Below are 17,615 nucleotides of genomic sequence, written 5' to 3' on the forward strand. Positions count from 1 at the left end.
GGGCGCCGACAACGCGCAGTCGCTGGCGATCCAGAATCAAGGCCTGCTCGGCGGGTGGTGAGGACCCGCCGAGTACACCGTGTACCGGGCTGGTTCGTGCACACGGCCCGATGAACCGCGGTGTCGGTCGGCCCGGCCTTTCGGGGCCGGGCCGCGCTGCGTGTGCCGGCGCTAGGACGGGTTGCCGGACAGTCCCGTGTTCAGGCGCACCACGACATTGTCCGGGTTGACCTCCTGGACCGTGATGTCGAGACCGTCGGCGGGCCTGGTCTCGCCGACCGGAACATCCACCTGCTGCCCGGCCACCTTCAGGGTGACGGTATTGCCGTTCACGGCAAGCAGTTCCGCCTCCACGCCGAGGATGCTCGCCTTGGCGTTCACGCCGCGCTGGAAGGTGACGGTGCACCCGCTGACGGCGCACTCGGTCTTGGTGCCGGCGCCCTCCGCGGTGCATGCGGCCACGCTCAGCGGGATGACCAGGGCGAACAGGGGCAGGGTGAACAGCCGTCGAAGACGCACGCGCTCAGTGTAGGGCGGATCGGGATCTTTCGGGCTCGGAAGGCGGTCTCGCGACCGGGGAGCGACCCTAACGGCCCACGGGGGGACTGCCGAGCAGCCCGTCCAGCACGCGGTGCGCGGTGTCGATGCCGTGCGAATCACCCAGTCGCAGCGCGGTATTGGCCGCGGTGAGGACGGCCGCGAGCTGGAAGGCGAGAAGTTCGGGATCGGTGTCGTGCAGATCCCCGGCGGTGACGGCCGCACCCGCCTCGCGGGCGAGCAGTGCGACCCAGTCCCGATGCTGCTGCGCCAGCGCGTCCCGGACCGGGCCCGGCCGGCTGTCGAATTCGGGCAGGTTGGCACTCCAGAAGCAGCCGCCGGGGAACACCGGCTCGGTGGCGTAGGCCAGCCAGTTGTCGACCAGCGCCCGCAGCCGAGTGGCGCCCCGGGCGGCCGCGGCGGCGGGCTCGACCACCCGCTCGGCGAAGATGGCGCCCGCCGCGGCCACGGTCGCCAGCTGCAACTTCTCCTTGGTGCGGAACAGCGTCTGGATGCCCGCCTTGCTGATGCCGAGTTCGTCGGCGAGCCGTCCGAAACTCAGCCCGTCCAGTCCGTCGAGGGAGGCGATGTCGACGGCGCACCGGGTCACGGTCTGCCGCGACCGGGCGCCGCGCAGCAGCCGCCGGTCGGAGATCTCGACCTCGGAGGAATGCATACGACCGATCGTACGGCAGTTAGGCGGTCTCCACCTTCGCCGCAGCGCGGGTCCGCAGTCCGCGCAGCGACTCCGGCAGCAGCCGATCGCGGGTGGACGGTTTCGGCCCCGTCAGCACGTACACCGCCACGAGCAGCACGCTCAGCCACACGTAGGTGTTGCCGACCACGTGTTGCCAAGGCGTCCAGTCGAATTCGCGGTTGTTGTCGCCGGGTTCCCAGTTCTGCGGGCCGATGACGAACACCACCGCGGTGGCCGCCACGACGGCGTACCAGAGCCGGGCCTGCCGCCGCGGCAGCCGAGTCGCGGCGCCGAGCGCGGCCAGCAGTCCCGGCGCGATCCACACCCAGTGATGCGACCAGGAGATCGGCGAGACCAGCAGCGTGAAGACGGCGTTGAACGCCAGCGCCAGCGCCGGGGTGTCCGCGGCCTGCCGCATCGCCGTCGCGACCAGCGCCAGCAGCGCCACCGCCAGCACCAGCCAGATCACCGTGAACTCCGGCTTGGGCACCTGCAGGCGGGACAGCACGCCCTGGATCGACTGGTTGGTGTGGAACGCCGATCCGCTCAATCCCGACACGTTGCCCATGCCGCCGAACCAGTACCGCGTGGACTCACCGGGCATGACCACATAGGCGAGGGCGCTCGCGACCGCGCCGGTGATCGCCGCGGTCGCCGCCGCCTTGTAGTCGCGACGCACCAGGAAATAGAGGACGAACGCCGCCGGGGTCAGCTTGATGGCCGCGGCCAGGCCGATCAGCATGCCGCGTTTCCACTTGGGGCGCGCGGTCAGGCAGTCGGCGACCACCAGCACCATCAGGATCAGGTTCACCTGGCCGAAGTCCAGCGTCGCGTGCACCGGCTCCAGCAGCAGGCCCAGCGGGACCGCGCAGGCGGTGGCCCACAGCACCATCTCGGTGCTGCCGTCCCAGTACCGCCGAGCCACCAGGTAGAGCGTCACCGCCAGCGCCGCGGTGGAGACCACGAAGAACGCGATCGCGGAGGCGTGCATGGGCAGCATCGCGAACGGGCTCAGCGCCAGTGCCGCGAACGGCGGGTAGATGAACGGCAGGCCGACGCCCAGGGTCGTCTTCGGCAGCGTCCCGTACATATCGGCCCCGTGCCACCACGCCTGCACCCCGAGCCGGTACACCTGCAGGTCGATGAATTCGCCGCTGATCGGTTCGAGTGGCCAGCTCGGCAGCCGCAGCCACCCGACGGCGGCGGCGATCAGTGCGGCCGGAACGAGCCACACTCTTCGCCCGAACCGTCGAGTCGCGGTGTCCGGCTGCGGGGGAGTGGAGACACTAACCATCCGGCCAGAGGTTACCGGCAAGCCGGTGCCCGGTGCGCGCACGGGTCCGAGTGTCCGTGCCCCGGGACCGGCGCGCCGCTCCCGCCGGAAATTTGCTGCCCGGTCCGTAGCATGAGAGCCGCTATGACGATCATCCGTGCCCGCCGGCGTTCCGCCGAGGCTCCCCTCGTGCTGACCACCGACCCGGCCCGCAGCCTGTCGTTCTGGGACCAGACCGCTTTCTGGGCCAACCTCGGGGTGAGTCTCATCGGATTCACCGGTGCGGTCTATGTGCTGCAGCCCGAAGGATATCCGCGGCTGCCGATCGCGGGCGCGTTGCTGGCCACGGTTCTCGGTACGCTGATCGGCACCGGCCTGGTCGCCGCGGCCGGTGCGGTGGGTGCGCGGACGGGTGCACCGGCCATGGCCAACTTCCGCGGGCTGTTCGGGACCCGGCTGTCGTATCTGCCCACGGTGGCCAACATCGTGCAGTGCGTCGGCTGGGGCGTGTTCGAGCTGACGGTGATCTCCGGCGGCGTCGGGGTGCTGACCCACGACCGGGTCGCGCACGGCGTCGCAGTGGTGGCCGCGGGCGTGCTGTGCACGGTGATGGCGATCTGGCCGCTGAGTGTGCTGCACATCCTGCGCAAGTACGTGACGGTGGCGGTCGCGATCTCGATGCTCTATTTCACGGTGCAACTGCTGCGGCATCCGCTGCCGCGGGTCTCGGACACCTCGTGGAGCGGATTCTTTCCCGGCGTGGACACGGCGCTCGCGGTAGCGGTGTCGTTCGTGCCGCTGGCCGCCGACTACACCCGGCACGCGCAGTCGGCGCGCGCCGCGGCCGGCGCCACGATGCTCGGCTACTCGGTCGCGCAGGTCTGGTGCTATCTGCTGGGTGTGGTGGCGCTGATCCAGGTCGGCGGCGACCCGGACCGGATCTTCGACACCTTCCTCGGCGTCGCGGCGGGCTGGCTGTTCTTCGCGGTGCTGGTGTTGCGCGAATCCGATCAGTCCTTCGCCAACGTGTACTCGACCGCGATGTCGCTGCAGAACTTGCTGCCGCGGGTGGACCGCCGCGTCCTGGCGGCCGGGGTGGGCGTGCTGGCGACGGTGCTGGCGCTGGGGGTGCACGACTTCACCGGCTTCGCCAACTTCCTGCTGCTGATCGGTTCGGTGTTCGTGCCGCTGTGCGCGGTGCTGGTGGTCGACTTCTACTGGGGGCGCGGCAGATCCGATCCCGGCGCGCACGGCTGGGATCTGTCGGGCCGGGCTCCGGCGCGGCCGTTGCTGCTGCTGCCGTGGCTGCTGGGATTCGCCGTGTATCAGGTGTTCAATCCCGGTTCGCTGGCGTGGTGGGCACGGCTGTGGACCGCTGTGCGGAACGCGGTCGGTGTGCATCCGGGCTGGTGGTCGTCGGCGTCGCTGTTCTCCTTCCTGGCCGCGGGGCTCGCGACCGCCGTGGTGGTGCCGGTCGAACGGCGGCTCGCCGGGCGCGCGCGTGGCTGACGACCGCGTGTTCGGCATGGGCGAGCACCCGTTCGCCGAACCCGACTGGCCGGCACTGGAACTCGCCGAGATCGACCTCGTGCTCGACCGCGCTGCCCGCGACGCGACGGAGCAGGTCGAGTCGGGGCGGCGGGGTGCGGCCGTCGTCGAGTGGCGCAGCCAGCGCCCGATGTCGTCCACGGCCCGGGTGCGGCTGGCGGACGGTACGCGGGTCGTGGTGAAGCGGCTGCCCACGGCGCTGCGCGACTCGGCGGCGCTGGCCGAGGAGCACGCGTTCGCGACCCATCTGCGAATCCGGGGGATTCGGAATCCACCCGTGCGGCAATCCTTTTCGCGTGGCGAGTTCATCTATGAGGTCCAGTCCGCCGGTGCGGGCGAGGACCGTTACCGCGACGACTTCTCCTGGTCGCCGTATCGGTCCGTGGCGCACGCGGCCGCCGCGGGCGACCTGCTCGCCCGGACGCACCGGGCCGCCGCGGGTTACGACGCGCCGGTCCGGCCGCCGCGGCCGCTGCTGGCCGGGCTGTGCACCGACTTCGCCGAATCCGTCGCGCGCCGCGCGGCCGCTCGGCCCGCGGTCGGGGCATTTCTCGAGCAGCGCGGCTGGCGGACGGAGGTGGAATCGCTGCGCCGGGCGGCGGGCGGTGACCCGCTGCGCGTCGATCTCTCCGGTCTGCCGCCGCTGTGGACCCACAACGACTGGCACGGCACGAATCTGCTGTGGGCCGGAGACGAGATCACCGCGGTCATCGATTTCGGTCTCGCCAACCGCACGGTCGCGGTGTTCGATCTGGCCACCGCGATCGAACGATTCGCCGTGGACTGGCTCGCGCTGCGCGCCGGTGGCCCCGCGCGGATACACACCGACCAGCTCGCCGCCTTCCTGGCCGCCTACCGCGAGGTGCGGCCGCTCGACGCCGCCGAGCGCCGCGCCCTGCCCGCGCTGTTCCCGCTGGTCCACGTCGAGTACGAGCTGTCGGAGATCGACTACTTTCTCACGGTGCTGCCCGAGCCGAATCGCGAGAATGCCGAGATCGCTTATCGCGATTACCTTTTCGGCCACACCCGGTGGGCGTTCGGCCCGGCGGGCCGCGACTTCGCCGAACTGCTGTCGCATTTGTGCTGCTGACTCGCGTGCGCCGTGCGCATCAGGTTGGCATCAAAGCAGCAACCCGAGACGCAGATCACACCCTCCGGCTGTTAAATTCTGCCGGCATGTCTGAAAATCGCGATGTCCGGTGCGACATCGCGGACGGAGGAGAAGGACTGTGGCTATACCGGAGCCAGAACAGCAGGCCGCCGACACCGCGTCGGCCGGCCGGTGGGGTGGATTGCTGCGCACCAAAAGTGTCGAGCAATCCATCCGTGATACCGACGAACCCGACGCGAAACTGCGCCGCGACCTGACGGCCTGGGATCTCACCGTCTTCGGTGTCGCCGTGGTGGTCGGTGCCGGCATTTTCACCCTCACCGCGCGAACCGCCGGCAATGTCGCCGGCCCCTCGGTGTCGCTGGCATTCGTCTTCGCCGCGATCGCCTGCGGGCTCACCGCGCTGTGCTACGCCGAATTCGCGTCGACGGTGCCGGTGGCGGGCAGCGCGTACACCTTCTCCTACGCCACGTTCGGTGAATTCGCCGCCTGGATCATCGGCTGGGACCTGATCCTGGAATTCGCGCTGGCCGCGTCGGTGGTGGCGAAGGGCTGGTCGCAATATCTCGGCGAGGTGATGGGCTCGCGCCCGCCGATCGTGCATTTCGGCTCGGTCAGCTTCGACTGGGGCGCGGTGCTGCTGATCGCGGTGCTGGGTGTGCTGCTGGTGATCGGCACCAAGGTGTCCTCGCGGGTGTCGGCGGTGGCGGTCGCGATCAAACTGGCGGTGATCGCGCTGGTGGTGGTCGTCGGCCTGACCTACTTCAAGGCGTCCAATCTGAAGCCGTTCATCCCGCCGTCGGTGCCGAGCGACGCCGGCAGCGGCGTGCACCAGTCGCTGTTCTCCTGGCTGACCGGCGCGGGCAACAGCACCTTCGGCTGGTACGGCCTGCTGGCCGCGGCGAGTCTGGTGTTCTTCGCGTTCATCGGGTTCGACGTGGTCGCCACCACCGCCGAGGAGACCAGGAACCCGCAGCGCAACGTACCGCGCGGCATCTTCGGCTCGCTGCTGATCGTCACGGTGCTGTACGTGGTGGTGTCGCTGGTGCTGACCGGCATGGTGCCCTACACGGATCTGGCCGGGAAGGACGCCACGCTCGCCACGGCATTCGCGCTGCACGGGGCCACCTGGGCGAAGAACATCATCTCGATCGGCGCGCTGGCGGGCCTGACCACCGTGGTGATGGTGATGTTCCTGGGCCAGACCCGGGTGCTGTTCGCCATGTCGCGCGACGGGCTGCTGCCGCGGTCGCTGGCGCAGACCGGGCGGCGCAACACCCCGGTGCGGATCACCGTCATCGTCGGTGTGGTGTGCGCGGTGCTCGCCGGGTTCGTGGAATTCGGCACGCTCGAGGAAATGGTCAATATCGGGACGCTGTTCGCGTTCGTGCTGGTGTCGATCGGCGTGCTGATCCTGCGCCGGACGCGGCCGGATCTGCCGCGCGGGTTCCGGGTGCCGCTGGTGCCGGTGGTGCCGGTCCTCGGCGTGCTGGCGTGCCTGTGGCTGATGCTGAACCTGTCGGTGGAGACCTGGCTGCGCTTCCTGATCTGGATGGTGATCGGCCTGGCACTGTATTTCGCCTACGGAGTACGGCATTCGGTGCTGCGCACCGGCGTGAAATAGCGGCCGAATCGGGGCGAAGGTCCTCCGTCGCCGTGCGCTCGGCTTCGGCTCAATATTCTGTTCGCATGAGTGCGCAGACCGAGGGCCGCAACGGTCCGTTACCCCGCGGCCGGCACCGCCTGTCCCGGGCCGAGGTGCAGTCCTCGCAATACCGGCGACTGTGTGGGGCGGCGCTGGTGGCCGTCGGCGAACTCGGTTACTCCGCCACCACCGTCGCCGACATCGTGTCCCGGGCGCAGGTGGCGCGGCGCACCTTCTACGCGATGTTCGCCGGTAAGGACGAATGCTTCGCCGCCGCTTACGATTACGGCGTCGAGCTGGGGCTGCGCCGGTTACGCGAGGCGATGGACTCCGCGGATCCGGTGAACTTCCGCGACCGGGTGCACGCGCTGTTCGAGACCTACCTGTCCGTGCTGGCCACCCAGCCCGCCGCCGCGCGCGCCCTCTACGTGGAGACGCTGGTGGCGGGAGCGCCGCTGGTGGCGCATCGGGCGCGGGTGCATCGGCTGTTCGCCGACTACCTGGCCGAAGTCGCCCGATTGGGCGTCAGCCGTGGGGAATTGGCGGCGGCACCGGATGGGCAGCTGATCGACATGCTGCTCGGCGGCATCGACGATCGAATTCGCGCCTGCCTGCACGAGCGCGGCGCGGCGGCGCTGCCCGAGCTGGCGCCGTTGTTCACCCGCACCGCGCTGACGCTGTGCGGTGCGCGCCGTTGATCAGCGAATTCCGTTGCCGGGCACGGCGTCTCGATAGGTGCGCGCGATGAGTGCGGCCCGCAGGTACCACAGCCCGCTGGGCTGCGCCGGATCCAGCCCGGTGAGCTGGCCGATCCGCTTGAGCCGATAGTCGACGGTATTGGTGTGCACCTGCAGCTGGCGGGCCGTGCGCTGGCGGGACAGGCCCGTCGCCAGATGCCGGCGCAGCGTCTCGAGCAGATCGGGGTAGGCGTCCAGCGGATCGAGCAGCGCGCCGAGCCGGTCCAGTCCGGGGCCGGGGCGGGTGAGCTGGTATTCCATGGCCAGATCGGCGAAGCGGTACAGGCCGGGCGTGCTGTCCAGTCGCAGCACCATGTCGAGCAGTTCGTGCGCCCGGTCGGCGGCGTCCGGAATCTGCTGGGTCGCAGCGGTGATCACGGTGGCCGTGACGGGCACCTGCGCCGCCGTGGACAACCCCAGCACCAGTTCGTCGAGCCCGCCCGTGGTGACGGTGTCGGTGGCGGCCGTGTCCTCGGGGATCAGCAACGTGCCGCCGTCCACACTCAGCAGCGACAGCGCCCGGCCGCCGCAGCGGGCGCTCAGCTCCGCCTGTAGTCGGCGAAGTTTGCGGCGCGCGACGACCTTCGGGTCCACGTTGGGGTGGGACTCGTCGCGATGGCGCGGAACATGCACCGCGAGAATGGCGTACGCGGGGGCGATCTCGATGCCGCTCTCCCGGGCCATCGTGGAGGTCGGGTGCCCGGCGAGCAGCGCCGAGACCAGGGTGTGCACCGCGGTGTGGTGTTCGGTGACCGCCGCCTGGTGCTCGCGCACGTAGGCCAGGGCGACGGCGGGGGTGATGGTGTCGAGGGTGCGCAACAGCAGCTGCGCGGGGTTCTCGGGCCGGTCGGTGGGGTCGGTGCGGTTCAGCAGGAGATCGAACGACAGCCGGAACCCCTCGTGCACCGCGTGGTGCACGGTGTCGATCGGGATGCCTTCGCGGGCCCAGTCCGCCGCGGCGCGCTGCAGGCGCTCGACCTTGTCGGCCGGGTCGCGGCCCTCGAGCAGATCGATCGTCAGCTCCAGGCAGACCCGGGTGATGGTGGTGATGTCACCGTGCAGGGCGTCGCCGGGCAGCGTGGCGCAGGCCGCCACGTGGGTGGCGAAGTGGCCGACCAGTTGCCGGGACAGGCTCCGGAGATCGTGAGGTGTGCGTCCGCTCATGCAGGGCTCCGCGCTGGGGTTATTCAAGGAACTATCACGTTCCTATTGGCGGCCAACCCTAGCGACGGCACCCGGGGCCGCGCAACTTCCCGTCTCGAAAGTGCCGCGCCCCCGCACACTTTCGGTTGCTCGCCCCGGCGGGCGGTAGCGCTCGAGCGCTCCGTCCGGTCACAGTGGCGTCGGCGCCGCGGCCTGACGTTCGTCGAATCGCTCTCGCGCGGAGAGGATCTCGTCCTTGTGCTCGACGGTCCAGGCGCCCAGCAGATGGGTGACCCGGCCCAGATCGGTGCCCAGGTCGGTCAGTGAGTACTCCACGCGCGGCGGTACGGTCGGATACACCGAGCGGCGAACCAGGCCCTCGCGTTCCAGCGTGCGCAGCGTCTGGGTGAGCATCTTCTGCGTGATGCCGTCGAGGCGGCGGCGCAGATCGTTGAACCGGATGGGGCCGCCCTCGTCCCGCAGCACACCCAGCACCAGCAGTACCCACTTGTCGGCGAGCACGGCGAGGATCTCGCGCGCGGGACACCGGTGCAGGTAGCTGCCCACCAGACCGCCCGGAGCGGCTTCCCAGTCACACATGGTATCCATCGGGTACCTCGGTATCGAAATAGTGCCTTCTTCCCAACGGATACTACGGCACAACAGAATCGACGCCATGCGAGCGATCACTCAGAAGACATTCGGCGGCCCGGACGTGCTCGAGACCGTGGACCTGCCCCGCCCGGTGCCGCAGCCCGGAGAGGTGCTGGTGCGCGTCGCCGCCACCTCGGTGAACCCGGCCGACTGGAAGCTGCGGTCCGGTTCGGTGACGCGGATCGGCGATCCGCCGTTCACGCTGGGCCTCGACGTGTCGGGTACGGTGGCCGAACTCGGCCCCGGCGTGACGGGCTTCGACCGCGGCGACGAGGTGTTCGGCATGCTGCTGAACCGGTCCGGAGCCTACGCGGAATACGTTGTGCTACCGGCGGACTCGCTGGCCCACAAGCCCGCCGAACTCGACCACGTGCACGCCGCGGCGTTGCCGGTGGTGGCGCTGACCGGATGGCAGGCACTCGCCGGGCTGCGGACCGGGCAGCGCCTGCTCATCCACGCCGCGGCCGGTGGAATAGGCCACCTCGCAGTGCAATTCGCCAAGGCGCGGGGCGCCTACGTGATCGGCACCGCCCGCGCCGTCAATCACGATTTCCTGCGCGGACTCGGCGCCGACGAGCTGATCGACTACACGGCGGTCGATTTCACCGAGGCCGTGCGCGATGTCGATGTCGTCCTCGATCTGGTCGGCGGCGACTACGGCTCGCGCTCGCTGCGAGTGCTGCGCCCCGGCGGCCGGTATCTCGACACGCAGGGCTCCGACGCCGAGGGGGACCCGCGCTACGTCCGTATGTACGTCGAGCCGTCCGGCGCCGAATTGCGCGAGATCGCCGGATCGGCCGCGCGCGGCGAACTGCACATCGAGGTCGAGCGGGTGATGTCGCTGGCGGATGTGGCCGAGGCGCACAAGCTCAGCGAATCCGGGCGGGTCCGCGGCAAGATCGTGCTGCTGCCCTGGGCGGCCGAGTGAGGTGACCCGCGGGGAAATGCCATTGCGGGAGCCCGCCCGCGCGGCATGATGGTCGCCATGGACGCGCACGAGGAGCTGATCGATCTCGCCGAACGGTATTGGGACAGCGTGCTCGAGTCGTCGCCCAGCTCGGCAACCCTGCTGGGGGACAGGCGCTTCGACGACCGCATCGAGGATCTGTCCGAAGGGGCCGAACAGCTGCTGCTGTCGGCCTGGCAGGCGATGCTGGGTGAGGTGACGGTGCTGGATCCGGCGCGCCTGGACGCGCGCGACCGCATCACCCGCAGCCTGCTGCAGAACGAACTCGAGTCCGGGATCGATCGACTGTCCTGGCGACCGGCGGAGCTGGCGTCGGATCAGATGGACGGTGTGCACGCCGGCATCCTGACGCTGGCCCCGCAGGTCAACGCGCCCCGCCCGGAGCACGCGTGGGCCCTCGTGCGGCGGCACCGGCAGTTCGGCACGCTGCTGGGCCAGGCGGTCGAGCGGTTCCGGGCGGGACTGAGAGCCGGTCGCACGCCCGCCCGGATCACCATCGAGCGCTCCCTCAACCAGCTCGACGGCTACCTCGCCGGCGACCTCGCGACCGACCCGTTCGTCACCTTCCCCGGCCCTGCCGAGTGGAATGAGGAAAACGCTTGGCGTGCAACGCTGTCCGAGGTGGCCCGGGACGTGATCCGCCCGGCCTTCCAGGCCTACCGCGACATGCTCGCCGACGAACTGCTCCCCGCCGCACGGCCCGACGACCGACCCGGCCTGTGCTGGCTGGGCGCTGACGGAGAGGACATCTACCGTCGCCTGCTCCGCCACCACACCACCCTGCCGGACCTGGGCGCCGACGAGATCCACGCGCTGGGCCTGGCCGAGCTGGAGCTGCTGCGCGAGGAGTACGCCGAGGTGGGCGAGCGGCTGTTCGGCACCACCGAGCAGGCCGCCATCTTCGCGCGGCTGCGGGAGGACGCCACGCTGCGCTACACCGACGGCGCGGAGATCCTCGCCGACGCGAAGCGGTGCCTGAGTGCCGCGACCGCCGAGATGCCGCGCTGGTTCGGGCGGCTGCCGCGCGAAAGGTGCGAGATCGCACCGGTCCCGGACTTCCTGGCCGCGGACGCACCCGGCGCGTACTACTTCCCGCCCGCCGCCGACGGCTCCCGGCCCGGCGCGTACTTCGTCAACCTGCACCAGGCGCAGGGCCGCAACCGATTCGAGACCGCCGCGGTGGCCTACCACGAGGCCATTCCGGGCCACCACCTGCAACTCACCATCGCCAACGAGCTCGACAGGTTGCCGCGCTTCCAGCGGCAGTCGTTCAGCAATACCGCCTTCGTGGAGGGGTGGGCGCTCTACACCGAGCGGCTGGCCGACGAAATGGGTTTGTACGACGACGATCTCGCGCGGGTCGGCATGCTGGCGGCCGACTCCTGGCGTTCGTGCCGGCTGGTGGTCGACACCGGATTGCACGCCAAGGGCTGGAGCCGGCAGCGGGCGATCGACTTCATGACCGCCAACGCGCCGGTCGCGGTGTCGGAGATCCTGGTCGAGGTCGACCGCTACATCGCCATCCCGGGTCAGGCCGTCGCCTACAAGGTGGGTCAGCTGGAGATCCGCCGGCAGCGAGCGCTGGCGGCCGAACGGCTCGGGGCGGACTTCGACATCCGGGCGTTCCACGACGTCGTCCTGGGTGCGGGCTCGGTGAGCCTGCCGGTGCTGCGGGAACTGGCCGCCACGCTGTAGGCAGCCGCTCCGGGACGCGGGCTCGCATACGAGGGTGTCCCGGTGCCGGACGTTCGAATAATCGGCCTCGAACGGGCCGTGGGTTTCCGGACGCATGACCACGTGCGGCGATCTGGTGTGTCTGCTTCCGGCGTTGCTGGCAAATGCGGTTCAATTGATGTCGATCGACGAGTTATACCAGTATGCTCCCGCCGCCCACCGTCTCATTCGGGCGGACTGCTTCACACCGGCATCACCTCAGCATCCGAGAGGACACGAACGTGAGCATGGTTCTCGCCGCCCACGATATGTACAGCACGGTGCTGGCTCAGGTCGGCAATCCGACACCGGAAACCCCACCGGCCGCCGACAAGCTCATGAAATTGGTCCGGTACTTCACCTGGTTCGTTCTGCTGTCCGGCGTCACGGCCGTCACCTACGGCGGTGGCAAGTTCGCCTGGGAGAAGTGGAGCGGCGGTGCCCTGGAGTCGCCGAAGATGATCGCGGGCGCCATGATCGGTGGTGGCGTCGCGACCAGCGCGGGCACCATCATGAACGCCGTCATCGGCAGCTGACCCGGTACCCGTGCGGGTGTGCCGGTGGCCGGCACACCCGCTGACTCGTGCGCTCAGCCCTGGCCGAGCATGGCCCGCATCTGCTGAATCTCCGCCTGCTGAGCGGTGCTGATGCTCTGCGCGAGGGTCCGGGCGTCGGGGTTGACGCCCTGCGCCAGTTCGGTGTTCGCCATATCGATCGCGCCCTGGTGGTGCGCGATCATCATGGTCAGCCACTTGCGGTCGAATTCGGGCCCGGTGGCGTCGCGCAGCGCGGTCATCTCCTCCTGCGACATCATGCCGGGCATCTCGTGCCCCATCGCGCTGGGCGCGGGCTTGCCGAAGGCGCTCAGCAACTCGGTGAAGCGCTGCATCTCGGGCGCCTGTGCCCGCTCGACATTCGCCGCCAGCGCGACGAGCTGCTGATTCTGGGTCCGGCCCGGTACCAGCTTCGCCATGTCGACGGCCTGCGCGTGGTGCGGATACATCATCTGCAGGAAGGTCACGTCGGCGTCGGTGAAGTCGGTTCGAGTCGGGGCGGCGGTGCTCGACGGCGTGCCGTGGTGCATGCCGGGCATATCCGACATACCGGTCGCCGAGGTGGTGGGCGCGGCCGTCGTGTCGCCGGAGTCGTCACCACAACCGGCGACGAGCAGCGCCGCGGCGATTCCGGTGCCTGCCAAGGTGATTCGGGTACGCGAGAGGGACATGTCGTTCTCCTCGGAATAGGGGGTCGTGCTGAGGTGGACGGGGAACCCGCGTCCATCAGATCCGCAGAATCGACAATTCCGGTAGCGAGAGCACCGTCCAGGGCGGCGACCGCGCCCCAGCGAACGGCTGGAGTCGGACCCGCAACCGGCCGCCGGGCCGCCGCGCGCCGACCCAGGCCAGCATCACCAAGCCGAGCAGCAACGCCAACGCCACCAGCACGAAGACGCACCCGTGCAGACCGTGGTGGGCGTTCCCGCAATCGGCACAACCGGCATCGCCGGTCGCAGGCGGATCCCGATGTGCGACCGTCCCGATGGACTCGACCCCGCCCGCCCGGATCTGCTCGAGGCCCGCGTGTGCATGTGCGGAGTGAGCCTGGCCGGCCACGGGCATCGGGCTGGTCTCGCCGACGTGATCGAGGTGGTCGGCGCCGACGATCGAGGCATGCCCCTGGGCGTGCGTGAGCGCGAGCCCCAGGGTGTGCGCTACTCCGGCGGTATGCGCGAGAGTCGGGGTGGCGGGTGTGTGACCGGCCGGACCGGCGTGGGCGTGGGACGGGGCGAAGACGACCGCGTGCATCAGCGCGACACCCGTCAGAAGCACCAGTACGCCCAGGGCGCGGAGATACCCGAGCGCCCGGGCCGGGCGCGGCGGACCGGCGACGCGGCCAAGGGCGGCGTCGGCGCTGCGCGGCCGGGGTTGCTCGCTCACGCGGCCCATTCTAGGGGCTCGGTTGCCTATACCCCGTAGCCGTATGGAATAGGCGCGGGCTCGACGTGTTCGATTCGGTTGTCGAGCCGAGCTAACGGAGGTTGTCTTGTCCGTCGCCACCGGGAAACCTGCCATCGGGCTCCGCTCCGAGCGCGGTGCCGTCCTCGCCGCGCTGATGCTGTCGACCTCGCTGGTGGCGCTGGATTCCACCATCATCGCCACGGCGGTGCTCACCATCACCGCCGATCTCGGCGGCTTCGCGCAGTTCCCGTGGTTGTTCTCGATCTACCTCCTGGCCCAGGCCATTACGGTGCCGATCTACGGCAAGATCGCCGACACCTTCGGCCGCAAGCCGGTGATGCTGTTCGGCATCGCCGTGTTCGCGCTCGGCTCGCTGCTGTGCGGTCTCGCCACGAGCATGGTGGCGCTCATCGTCTTCCGGGCGATCCAGGGCATCGGCGCGGGTGCGGTGCAGCCGATGTCGATGACCATCGCCGGTGACATCTACACCCTCGAGGAGCGCGCCACCGTACAGGGCTACCTGGCGAGCGTGTGGGCCGCCTCCTCGGTGCTCGGCCCGCTGCTGGGCGGGGTGTTCTCCGAATACCTCAGCTGGCGCTGGATCTTCCTGGTCAACCTGCCACTGGCGGCGTTGGCGGGATGGATGCTGGTCCGCTCGTTCCACGAGACCACGCCCCGGCGGCAGCGGCGCCGGATCGACTACCTCGGCGCGGCCCTGCTCGCCGGTGGGGCCGGCGCCCTGATTCTCGGCTTGCTGGAGGGCGGGCACGCCTGGGCGTGGGTCTCGCCCGTCGGTATCGGGGTGTTCGCGGGCGGCGCGCTGCTGCTGGCGCTGTTCGCGGTCGCCGAGCGCGGGGCCGCCGACCCGATCCTGCCGCTGTGGGTGTTCACCCGGCGCATCGTCGTCACCAGCAGCCTGACCTCGCTGCTCGTCGGCGCCGTCATGCTCGGATTGACCTCGTACGTACCGACTTTCGCGCAGGGCGTGCTCGGCGTGGGTGCGCTGGTGGCCGGGCTGGCCGTGGGCGCGCTGACCCTGGGCTGGCCGATCACGGCCTCGCAGGCCGGCCGGTTGTACCTGCGCATCGGGTTTCGCGGGACCGCGCTGATCGGCAGCGCCGTGGCCGCGCTGGGCGCGCTGTCGACGCTGTTGCTCGGCGCGGATTCCGGGCTGTGGCAGGTGGCGCTCAGCTGTTTCGTGGTCGGCGCGGGGCTGGGACTGGTTGCCACGCCGACACTGATCGCCGCGCAAACCGCCGCCGAATGGAGCGAGCGCGGGGTCGTGACGGGCGCCAATATGTTCGCCCGCTCGATCGGCAGCGCGGTCGGTGTGGCGGTGTTCGGCGCGCTGGTGAACATGCGGGTCGGTACGGCCGGCAATCCCGAGCCCGCGCTGCTGGCCGCCGGGATCCGGCTGGTGTTCGCCGGTGTCGCGGCGATGGCCGTCGTCATGGTGCTGGCAGCCGCGGCATTGCCGCGTGACCGGGCCGGACACGCCGCGCCGGACGTACCCGCGGCGTAGGCTGGGACGCATGGGACAGTTCGGCGAACTCCTCCACGGCGGCAGATTGCGCAAGGAGAGCGACGACGAGGCGGGCACGGGTGAACAGTTCGAGATCGGTTCGCTCGATCTCGACCGCGGCGTGGTCCGCCTGAACCCGCGCCCCGAGGCGCGCGACCAGCCCTCGGAGGAATAGCCCGCGACAGCCCGGCGGCTCAGCCGGTCGCGACGTCGACGACCAGCCGCTTCGGATTCTCCAGCGAATCGACCGAGAAGGCGGGCCGATCCGCGTTCACCCCGATGAACGACTGCGTGGCCCCCTCGAACACCAGGGTGCGGTAGACGCCCGCGATACCGGGTGTGTCCGGATCGGTGACCGGATCAGCGCCCTCGTACTGCGTGACCCCGCTGTCCCACGGATACGCCGAACCCAGGATCTGCACCTGGAGAATCGACTGCCCGGCCACGTCGACCGGCTTGCCGCTACCGTCCTGCACCGCGCGATCGGTGTACTGCACCCGCCAGCCCGGCGTCCCGGTGCCGCCGAGTTCGTACACCACCCGATCGAAGCCCGGATGGTGTCCGACCCGGACGTCGGTCACGGTCAGCCGCGCGTCGTCCGACGGCTCGTGCTGCTGCGGGCCGGTGGCCCGCGGCGGCGATTGCGGCGCCGCCGCCACCGTCGAACCCGTGGGCTCCGGTCCGCCGGGATCGGATGAGCTGTCCGAGCAACCCGCCAGCAGTGCGAGTGCCGCGACCACCGTGAATGCCAGCCTGTTACGCATGAGGCCGATGGTATGCGGTGTTGCCACCGGGGTCGGCGCGACGACACGGCAACGATCTAGCACACTGTAGGAGTGCAGGAGGTCGACGACGTGCTGAGCCGGTTGCGGCGGTATCCGGATGTGGAGGCGGTGAATCTCTACGCGGTCGACGCCGCGGATCGGCTGATCTTGGATGTGGCCGGAGACGCCCTGGCAGCGGCCGGCAGTGGCCGGGTCGCGGTCATAGACGACGGCTACGGGGCGCTCACCCTGGGCGCGGTCGCGGCGCACGACCTGAGTTCGGTACGCGTGCATCAGGATCTGCTCACCGGCGAACTCGCGCTGGCCAACAACGCGCGAGCGGTCGGTCTGGCCGATCGATACAGCAGCCACGAACTGGGCCGCCGGTTGCTCGAGGATGTCAAGGTGGTGTTGCTGCGGCTGCCGCGGGCGTTGTCGGGGCTGGCGGAGATCGCGGATGCCATTGCCCGCTACGCCGATCCGGAGGTCGAGGTGTTCGCCGGCGCCCGCGACAAGTACCTGACCCCGGCCATGAACGACGTGCTCGCCGAATCGTTCGGGTCGGTGCGGGCCAGTCGCGGTCGGCAGAAGTCGCGGATCCTGCTGGCACGCGATCCCAAACCCGTTGGCCGCCTTCCTTTTCCGGTGCGCAAGCAACTCGACGAGGTGGGACTCGAGGTCGTCGCGCACGGTGCCGCCTTCTCCGGGCCGCGCCTGGATATCGGCACCCGATTCCTGCTCGACCATGTGCGCCGGATGAAGCCGGACGCCCGCGACGCCATCGACCTCGGTTGTGGCACCGGCATACTGGCCGTCGCGCTGGCGAAGGCGCGCCCGCAGGTCAGTGTGGTCGGCACCGACCAGTCCGCGGCCGCGGTCGCCTCCGCGCGGGCCACGGCCGCGGTGAACGGGGTCGCCGATCGGGTGACGGTGCTGCGCGACGACGCCATGGCCGGCGTCGCCGGGCACAGCGCCGACCTCGTGCTGTGCAACCCCCCTTTCCATGTCGGCGCGGCGGTGCACACCGGTTCGGCGATCAAGATGTTCTCCGAGACCGGGCGAGTGCTGCGGCCCGGCGGCGAACTGTGGACGGTCTACAACTCGCATCTGAACTATCGTGGGGTGATGGAGCGTTTGGTCGGCAAGACCGATGTGGTGGGCCGCAATCGCAAATTCACCGTGACGCGGTCGGTGCGCGGTCTGTACGACGTTCGGCAGGAGTAGTTCTCCGGCGGTAAAGTCCGCTTTGTCCGTTTTTTTGCCCGGTTCGGGAACTTGCGCCCGCCGCGGCACGTTGGATACTCAGAACGGCCACGAGAGACGTGGACCGCGACCTTCGGAAAGGC

18 protein-coding genes are annotated in these 17,615 nt (G+C 70.0%); 10 read left to right on the forward strand and 8 right to left on the reverse strand.

Going from position 1 to position 17,615, the window contains the following annotated elements; all coding sequences use genetic code 11:
- Positions 1-171: 171 nt before the first annotated feature.
- The 3 genes from NWFMUON74_RS05375 to NWFMUON74_RS05385 form a co-directional block, all read right to left on the reverse strand.
- On the reverse strand, positions 172-519 hold the full coding sequence (locus NWFMUON74_RS05375) for a hypothetical protein (RefSeq protein WP_187686870.1): 348 nt from the start codon (positions 517-519) through the stop codon (positions 172-174).
- A 67-nt stretch (positions 520-586) separates the two neighbouring features.
- Positions 587-1,213 carry a TetR/AcrR family transcriptional regulator gene (locus NWFMUON74_RS05380; protein WP_187686871.1) on the reverse strand — a complete coding sequence of 209 codons (627 nt, stop codon included), beginning with the start codon at positions 1,211-1,213 and terminating at the stop codon, positions 587-589.
- 19 nt (positions 1,214-1,232) lie between these two features.
- The gene (locus NWFMUON74_RS05385; protein WP_232110856.1) at positions 1,233-2,468 is read right to left on the reverse strand and encodes a glycosyltransferase 87 family protein; all 1,236 of its coding nucleotides are present in this window, start codon (positions 2,466-2,468) and stop codon (positions 1,233-1,235) included.
- Between the two features lie 183 nt (positions 2,469-2,651).
- Between NWFMUON74_RS05385 and NWFMUON74_RS05390 the strand changes: the two genes are divergently transcribed.
- The 4 genes from NWFMUON74_RS05390 to NWFMUON74_RS05405 all read left to right on the forward strand — a co-directional run bounded on the left by NWFMUON74_RS05390 (position 2,652) and on the right by NWFMUON74_RS05405 (position 7,509).
- On the forward strand, positions 2,652-4,016 hold the full coding sequence (locus NWFMUON74_RS05390) for a purine-cytosine permease family protein (protein ID WP_187686873.1): 1,365 nt from the start codon (positions 2,652-2,654) through the stop codon (positions 4,014-4,016).
- Entirely contained in the window at positions 4,009-5,145 is a 1,137-nt protein-coding gene (locus NWFMUON74_RS05395; RefSeq protein ID WP_187686874.1) for a phosphotransferase enzyme family protein, read from the forward strand. Before NWFMUON74_RS05390 ends, NWFMUON74_RS05395 begins: the two co-directional genes overlap by 8 nt.
- 145 nt (positions 5,146-5,290) lie before the next feature.
- Positions 5,291-6,790 carry an amino acid permease gene (locus NWFMUON74_RS05400; protein WP_187688944.1) on the forward strand — a complete coding sequence of 500 codons (1,500 nt, stop codon included), beginning with the start codon at positions 5,291-5,293 and terminating at the stop codon, positions 6,788-6,790.
- A 65-nt stretch (positions 6,791-6,855) separates the two neighbouring features.
- The gene (locus NWFMUON74_RS05405; protein ID WP_187686875.1) at positions 6,856-7,509 is read left to right on the forward strand and encodes a TetR/AcrR family transcriptional regulator; all 654 of its coding nucleotides are present in this window, start codon (positions 6,856-6,858) and stop codon (positions 7,507-7,509) included.
- Here the strand turns inward: NWFMUON74_RS05405 and NWFMUON74_RS05410 are convergent, their stop codons facing one another.
- Both NWFMUON74_RS05410 and NWFMUON74_RS05415 read right to left on the reverse strand, forming a co-directional pair.
- Positions 7,510-8,712: a PucR family transcriptional regulator gene (locus NWFMUON74_RS05410; protein WP_187686876.1), complete on the reverse strand. Its 1,203-nt coding sequence runs from the start codon at positions 8,710-8,712 to the stop codon at positions 7,510-7,512.
- Positions 8,713-8,880: 168 nt separating this feature from the next.
- Positions 8,881-9,300: a winged helix-turn-helix transcriptional regulator gene (locus NWFMUON74_RS05415; protein ID WP_187686877.1), complete on the reverse strand. Its 420-nt coding sequence runs from the start codon at positions 9,298-9,300 to the stop codon at positions 8,881-8,883.
- Between the two features lie 67 nt (positions 9,301-9,367).
- Between NWFMUON74_RS05415 and NWFMUON74_RS05420 the strand changes: the two genes are divergently transcribed.
- The 3 genes from NWFMUON74_RS05420 to NWFMUON74_RS05430 all read left to right on the forward strand — a co-directional run bounded on the left by NWFMUON74_RS05420 (position 9,368) and on the right by NWFMUON74_RS05430 (position 12,561).
- Positions 9,368-10,273 carry an NADP-dependent oxidoreductase gene (locus tag NWFMUON74_RS05420; protein WP_187686878.1) on the forward strand — a complete coding sequence of 302 codons (906 nt, stop codon included), beginning with the start codon at positions 9,368-9,370 and terminating at the stop codon, positions 10,271-10,273.
- 57 nt (positions 10,274-10,330) lie between these two features.
- On the forward strand, positions 10,331-12,007 hold the full coding sequence (locus NWFMUON74_RS05425) for a DUF885 domain-containing protein (protein ID WP_232110857.1): 1,677 nt from the start codon (positions 10,331-10,333) through the stop codon (positions 12,005-12,007).
- Positions 12,008-12,273: 266 nt separating this feature from the next.
- Entirely contained in the window at positions 12,274-12,561 is a 288-nt protein-coding gene (locus NWFMUON74_RS05430; RefSeq protein ID WP_187688945.1) for a hypothetical protein, read from the forward strand.
- 53 nt (positions 12,562-12,614) lie between these two features.
- Here the strand turns inward: NWFMUON74_RS05430 and NWFMUON74_RS05435 are convergent, their stop codons facing one another.
- Positions 12,615-13,250 carry a DUF305 domain-containing protein gene (locus NWFMUON74_RS05435; protein WP_187686880.1) on the reverse strand — a complete coding sequence of 212 codons (636 nt, stop codon included), beginning with the start codon at positions 13,248-13,250 and terminating at the stop codon, positions 12,615-12,617.
- Between the two features lie 55 nt (positions 13,251-13,305).
- Entirely contained in the window at positions 13,306-13,962 is a 657-nt protein-coding gene (locus NWFMUON74_RS05440) for a DUF6153 family protein (protein ID WP_187686881.1), read from the reverse strand.
- A gap of 106 nt (positions 13,963-14,068) precedes the next feature.
- On the opposite strand from NWFMUON74_RS05440, the gene NWFMUON74_RS05445 reads away from it, so the two are divergent.
- A complete protein-coding gene (locus NWFMUON74_RS05445; RefSeq protein WP_232110858.1) occupies positions 14,069-15,505 on the forward strand; it encodes an MDR family MFS transporter in 1,437 nt (478 codons plus the stop codon).
- Between the two features lie 10 nt (positions 15,506-15,515).
- Positions 15,516-15,680, forward strand: a complete 165-nt coding sequence (locus NWFMUON74_RS05450) for a hypothetical protein (RefSeq protein ID WP_187686882.1) — start codon at positions 15,516-15,518, stop codon at positions 15,678-15,680.
- A gap of 19 nt (positions 15,681-15,699) precedes the next feature.
- On the opposite strand, the gene NWFMUON74_RS05455 is transcribed toward NWFMUON74_RS05450, so the two are convergent.
- Positions 15,700-16,269, reverse strand: coding sequence for an AMIN-like domain-containing (lipo)protein (locus NWFMUON74_RS05455; RefSeq protein ID WP_187686883.1), 570 nt, complete (start codon positions 16,267-16,269; stop codon positions 15,700-15,702).
- Between the two features lie 72 nt (positions 16,270-16,341).
- On the opposite strand from NWFMUON74_RS05455, the gene NWFMUON74_RS05460 reads away from it, so the two are divergent.
- Positions 16,342-17,493 carry a class I SAM-dependent methyltransferase gene (locus NWFMUON74_RS05460; protein ID WP_187686884.1) on the forward strand — a complete coding sequence of 384 codons (1,152 nt, stop codon included), beginning with the start codon at positions 16,342-16,344 and terminating at the stop codon, positions 17,491-17,493.
- Positions 17,494-17,615: the final 122 nt, after the last annotated feature.

Source organism: Nocardia wallacei (assembly GCF_014466955.1).
GTDB classification, from domain to species: domain Bacteria; phylum Actinomycetota; class Actinomycetes; order Mycobacteriales; family Mycobacteriaceae; genus Nocardia; species Nocardia wallacei.

Coding starts and splice junctions, on each gene's coding strand:
- NWFMUON74_RS05455 (WP_187686883.1), bottom strand. CDS start 16,269: ATGCGTAACAGGCTGGCATTCACGGTGGTCGCGGCACTCGCACTGCTG.
- NWFMUON74_RS05405 (WP_187686875.1), top strand. CDS start 6,856: ATGAGTGCGCAGACCGAGGGCCGCAACGGTCCGTTACCCCGCGGCCGG.
- NWFMUON74_RS05430 (WP_187688945.1), top strand. CDS start 12,274: ATGGTTCTCGCCGCCCACGATATGTACAGCACGGTGCTGGCTCAGGTC.
- NWFMUON74_RS05415 (WP_187686877.1), bottom strand. CDS start 9,300: ATGGATACCATGTGTGACTGGGAAGCCGCTCCGGGCGGTCTGGTGGGC.
- NWFMUON74_RS05420 (WP_187686878.1), top strand. CDS start 9,368: ATGCGAGCGATCACTCAGAAGACATTCGGCGGCCCGGACGTGCTCGAG.
- NWFMUON74_RS05425 (WP_232110857.1), top strand. CDS start 10,331: ATGGACGCGCACGAGGAGCTGATCGATCTCGCCGAACGGTATTGGGAC.
- NWFMUON74_RS05390 (WP_187686873.1), top strand. CDS start 2,652: ATGACGATCATCCGTGCCCGCCGGCGTTCCGCCGAGGCTCCCCTCGTG.
- NWFMUON74_RS05410 (WP_187686876.1), bottom strand. CDS start 8,712: ATGAGCGGACGCACACCTCACGATCTCCGGAGCCTGTCCCGGCAACTG.
- NWFMUON74_RS05450 (WP_187686882.1), top strand. CDS start 15,516: ATGGGACAGTTCGGCGAACTCCTCCACGGCGGCAGATTGCGCAAGGAG.
- NWFMUON74_RS05435 (WP_187686880.1), bottom strand. CDS start 13,250: ATGTCCCTCTCGCGTACCCGAATCACCTTGGCAGGCACCGGAATCGCC.
- NWFMUON74_RS05380 (WP_187686871.1), bottom strand. CDS start 1,213: ATGCATTCCTCCGAGGTCGAGATCTCCGACCGGCGGCTGCTGCGCGGC.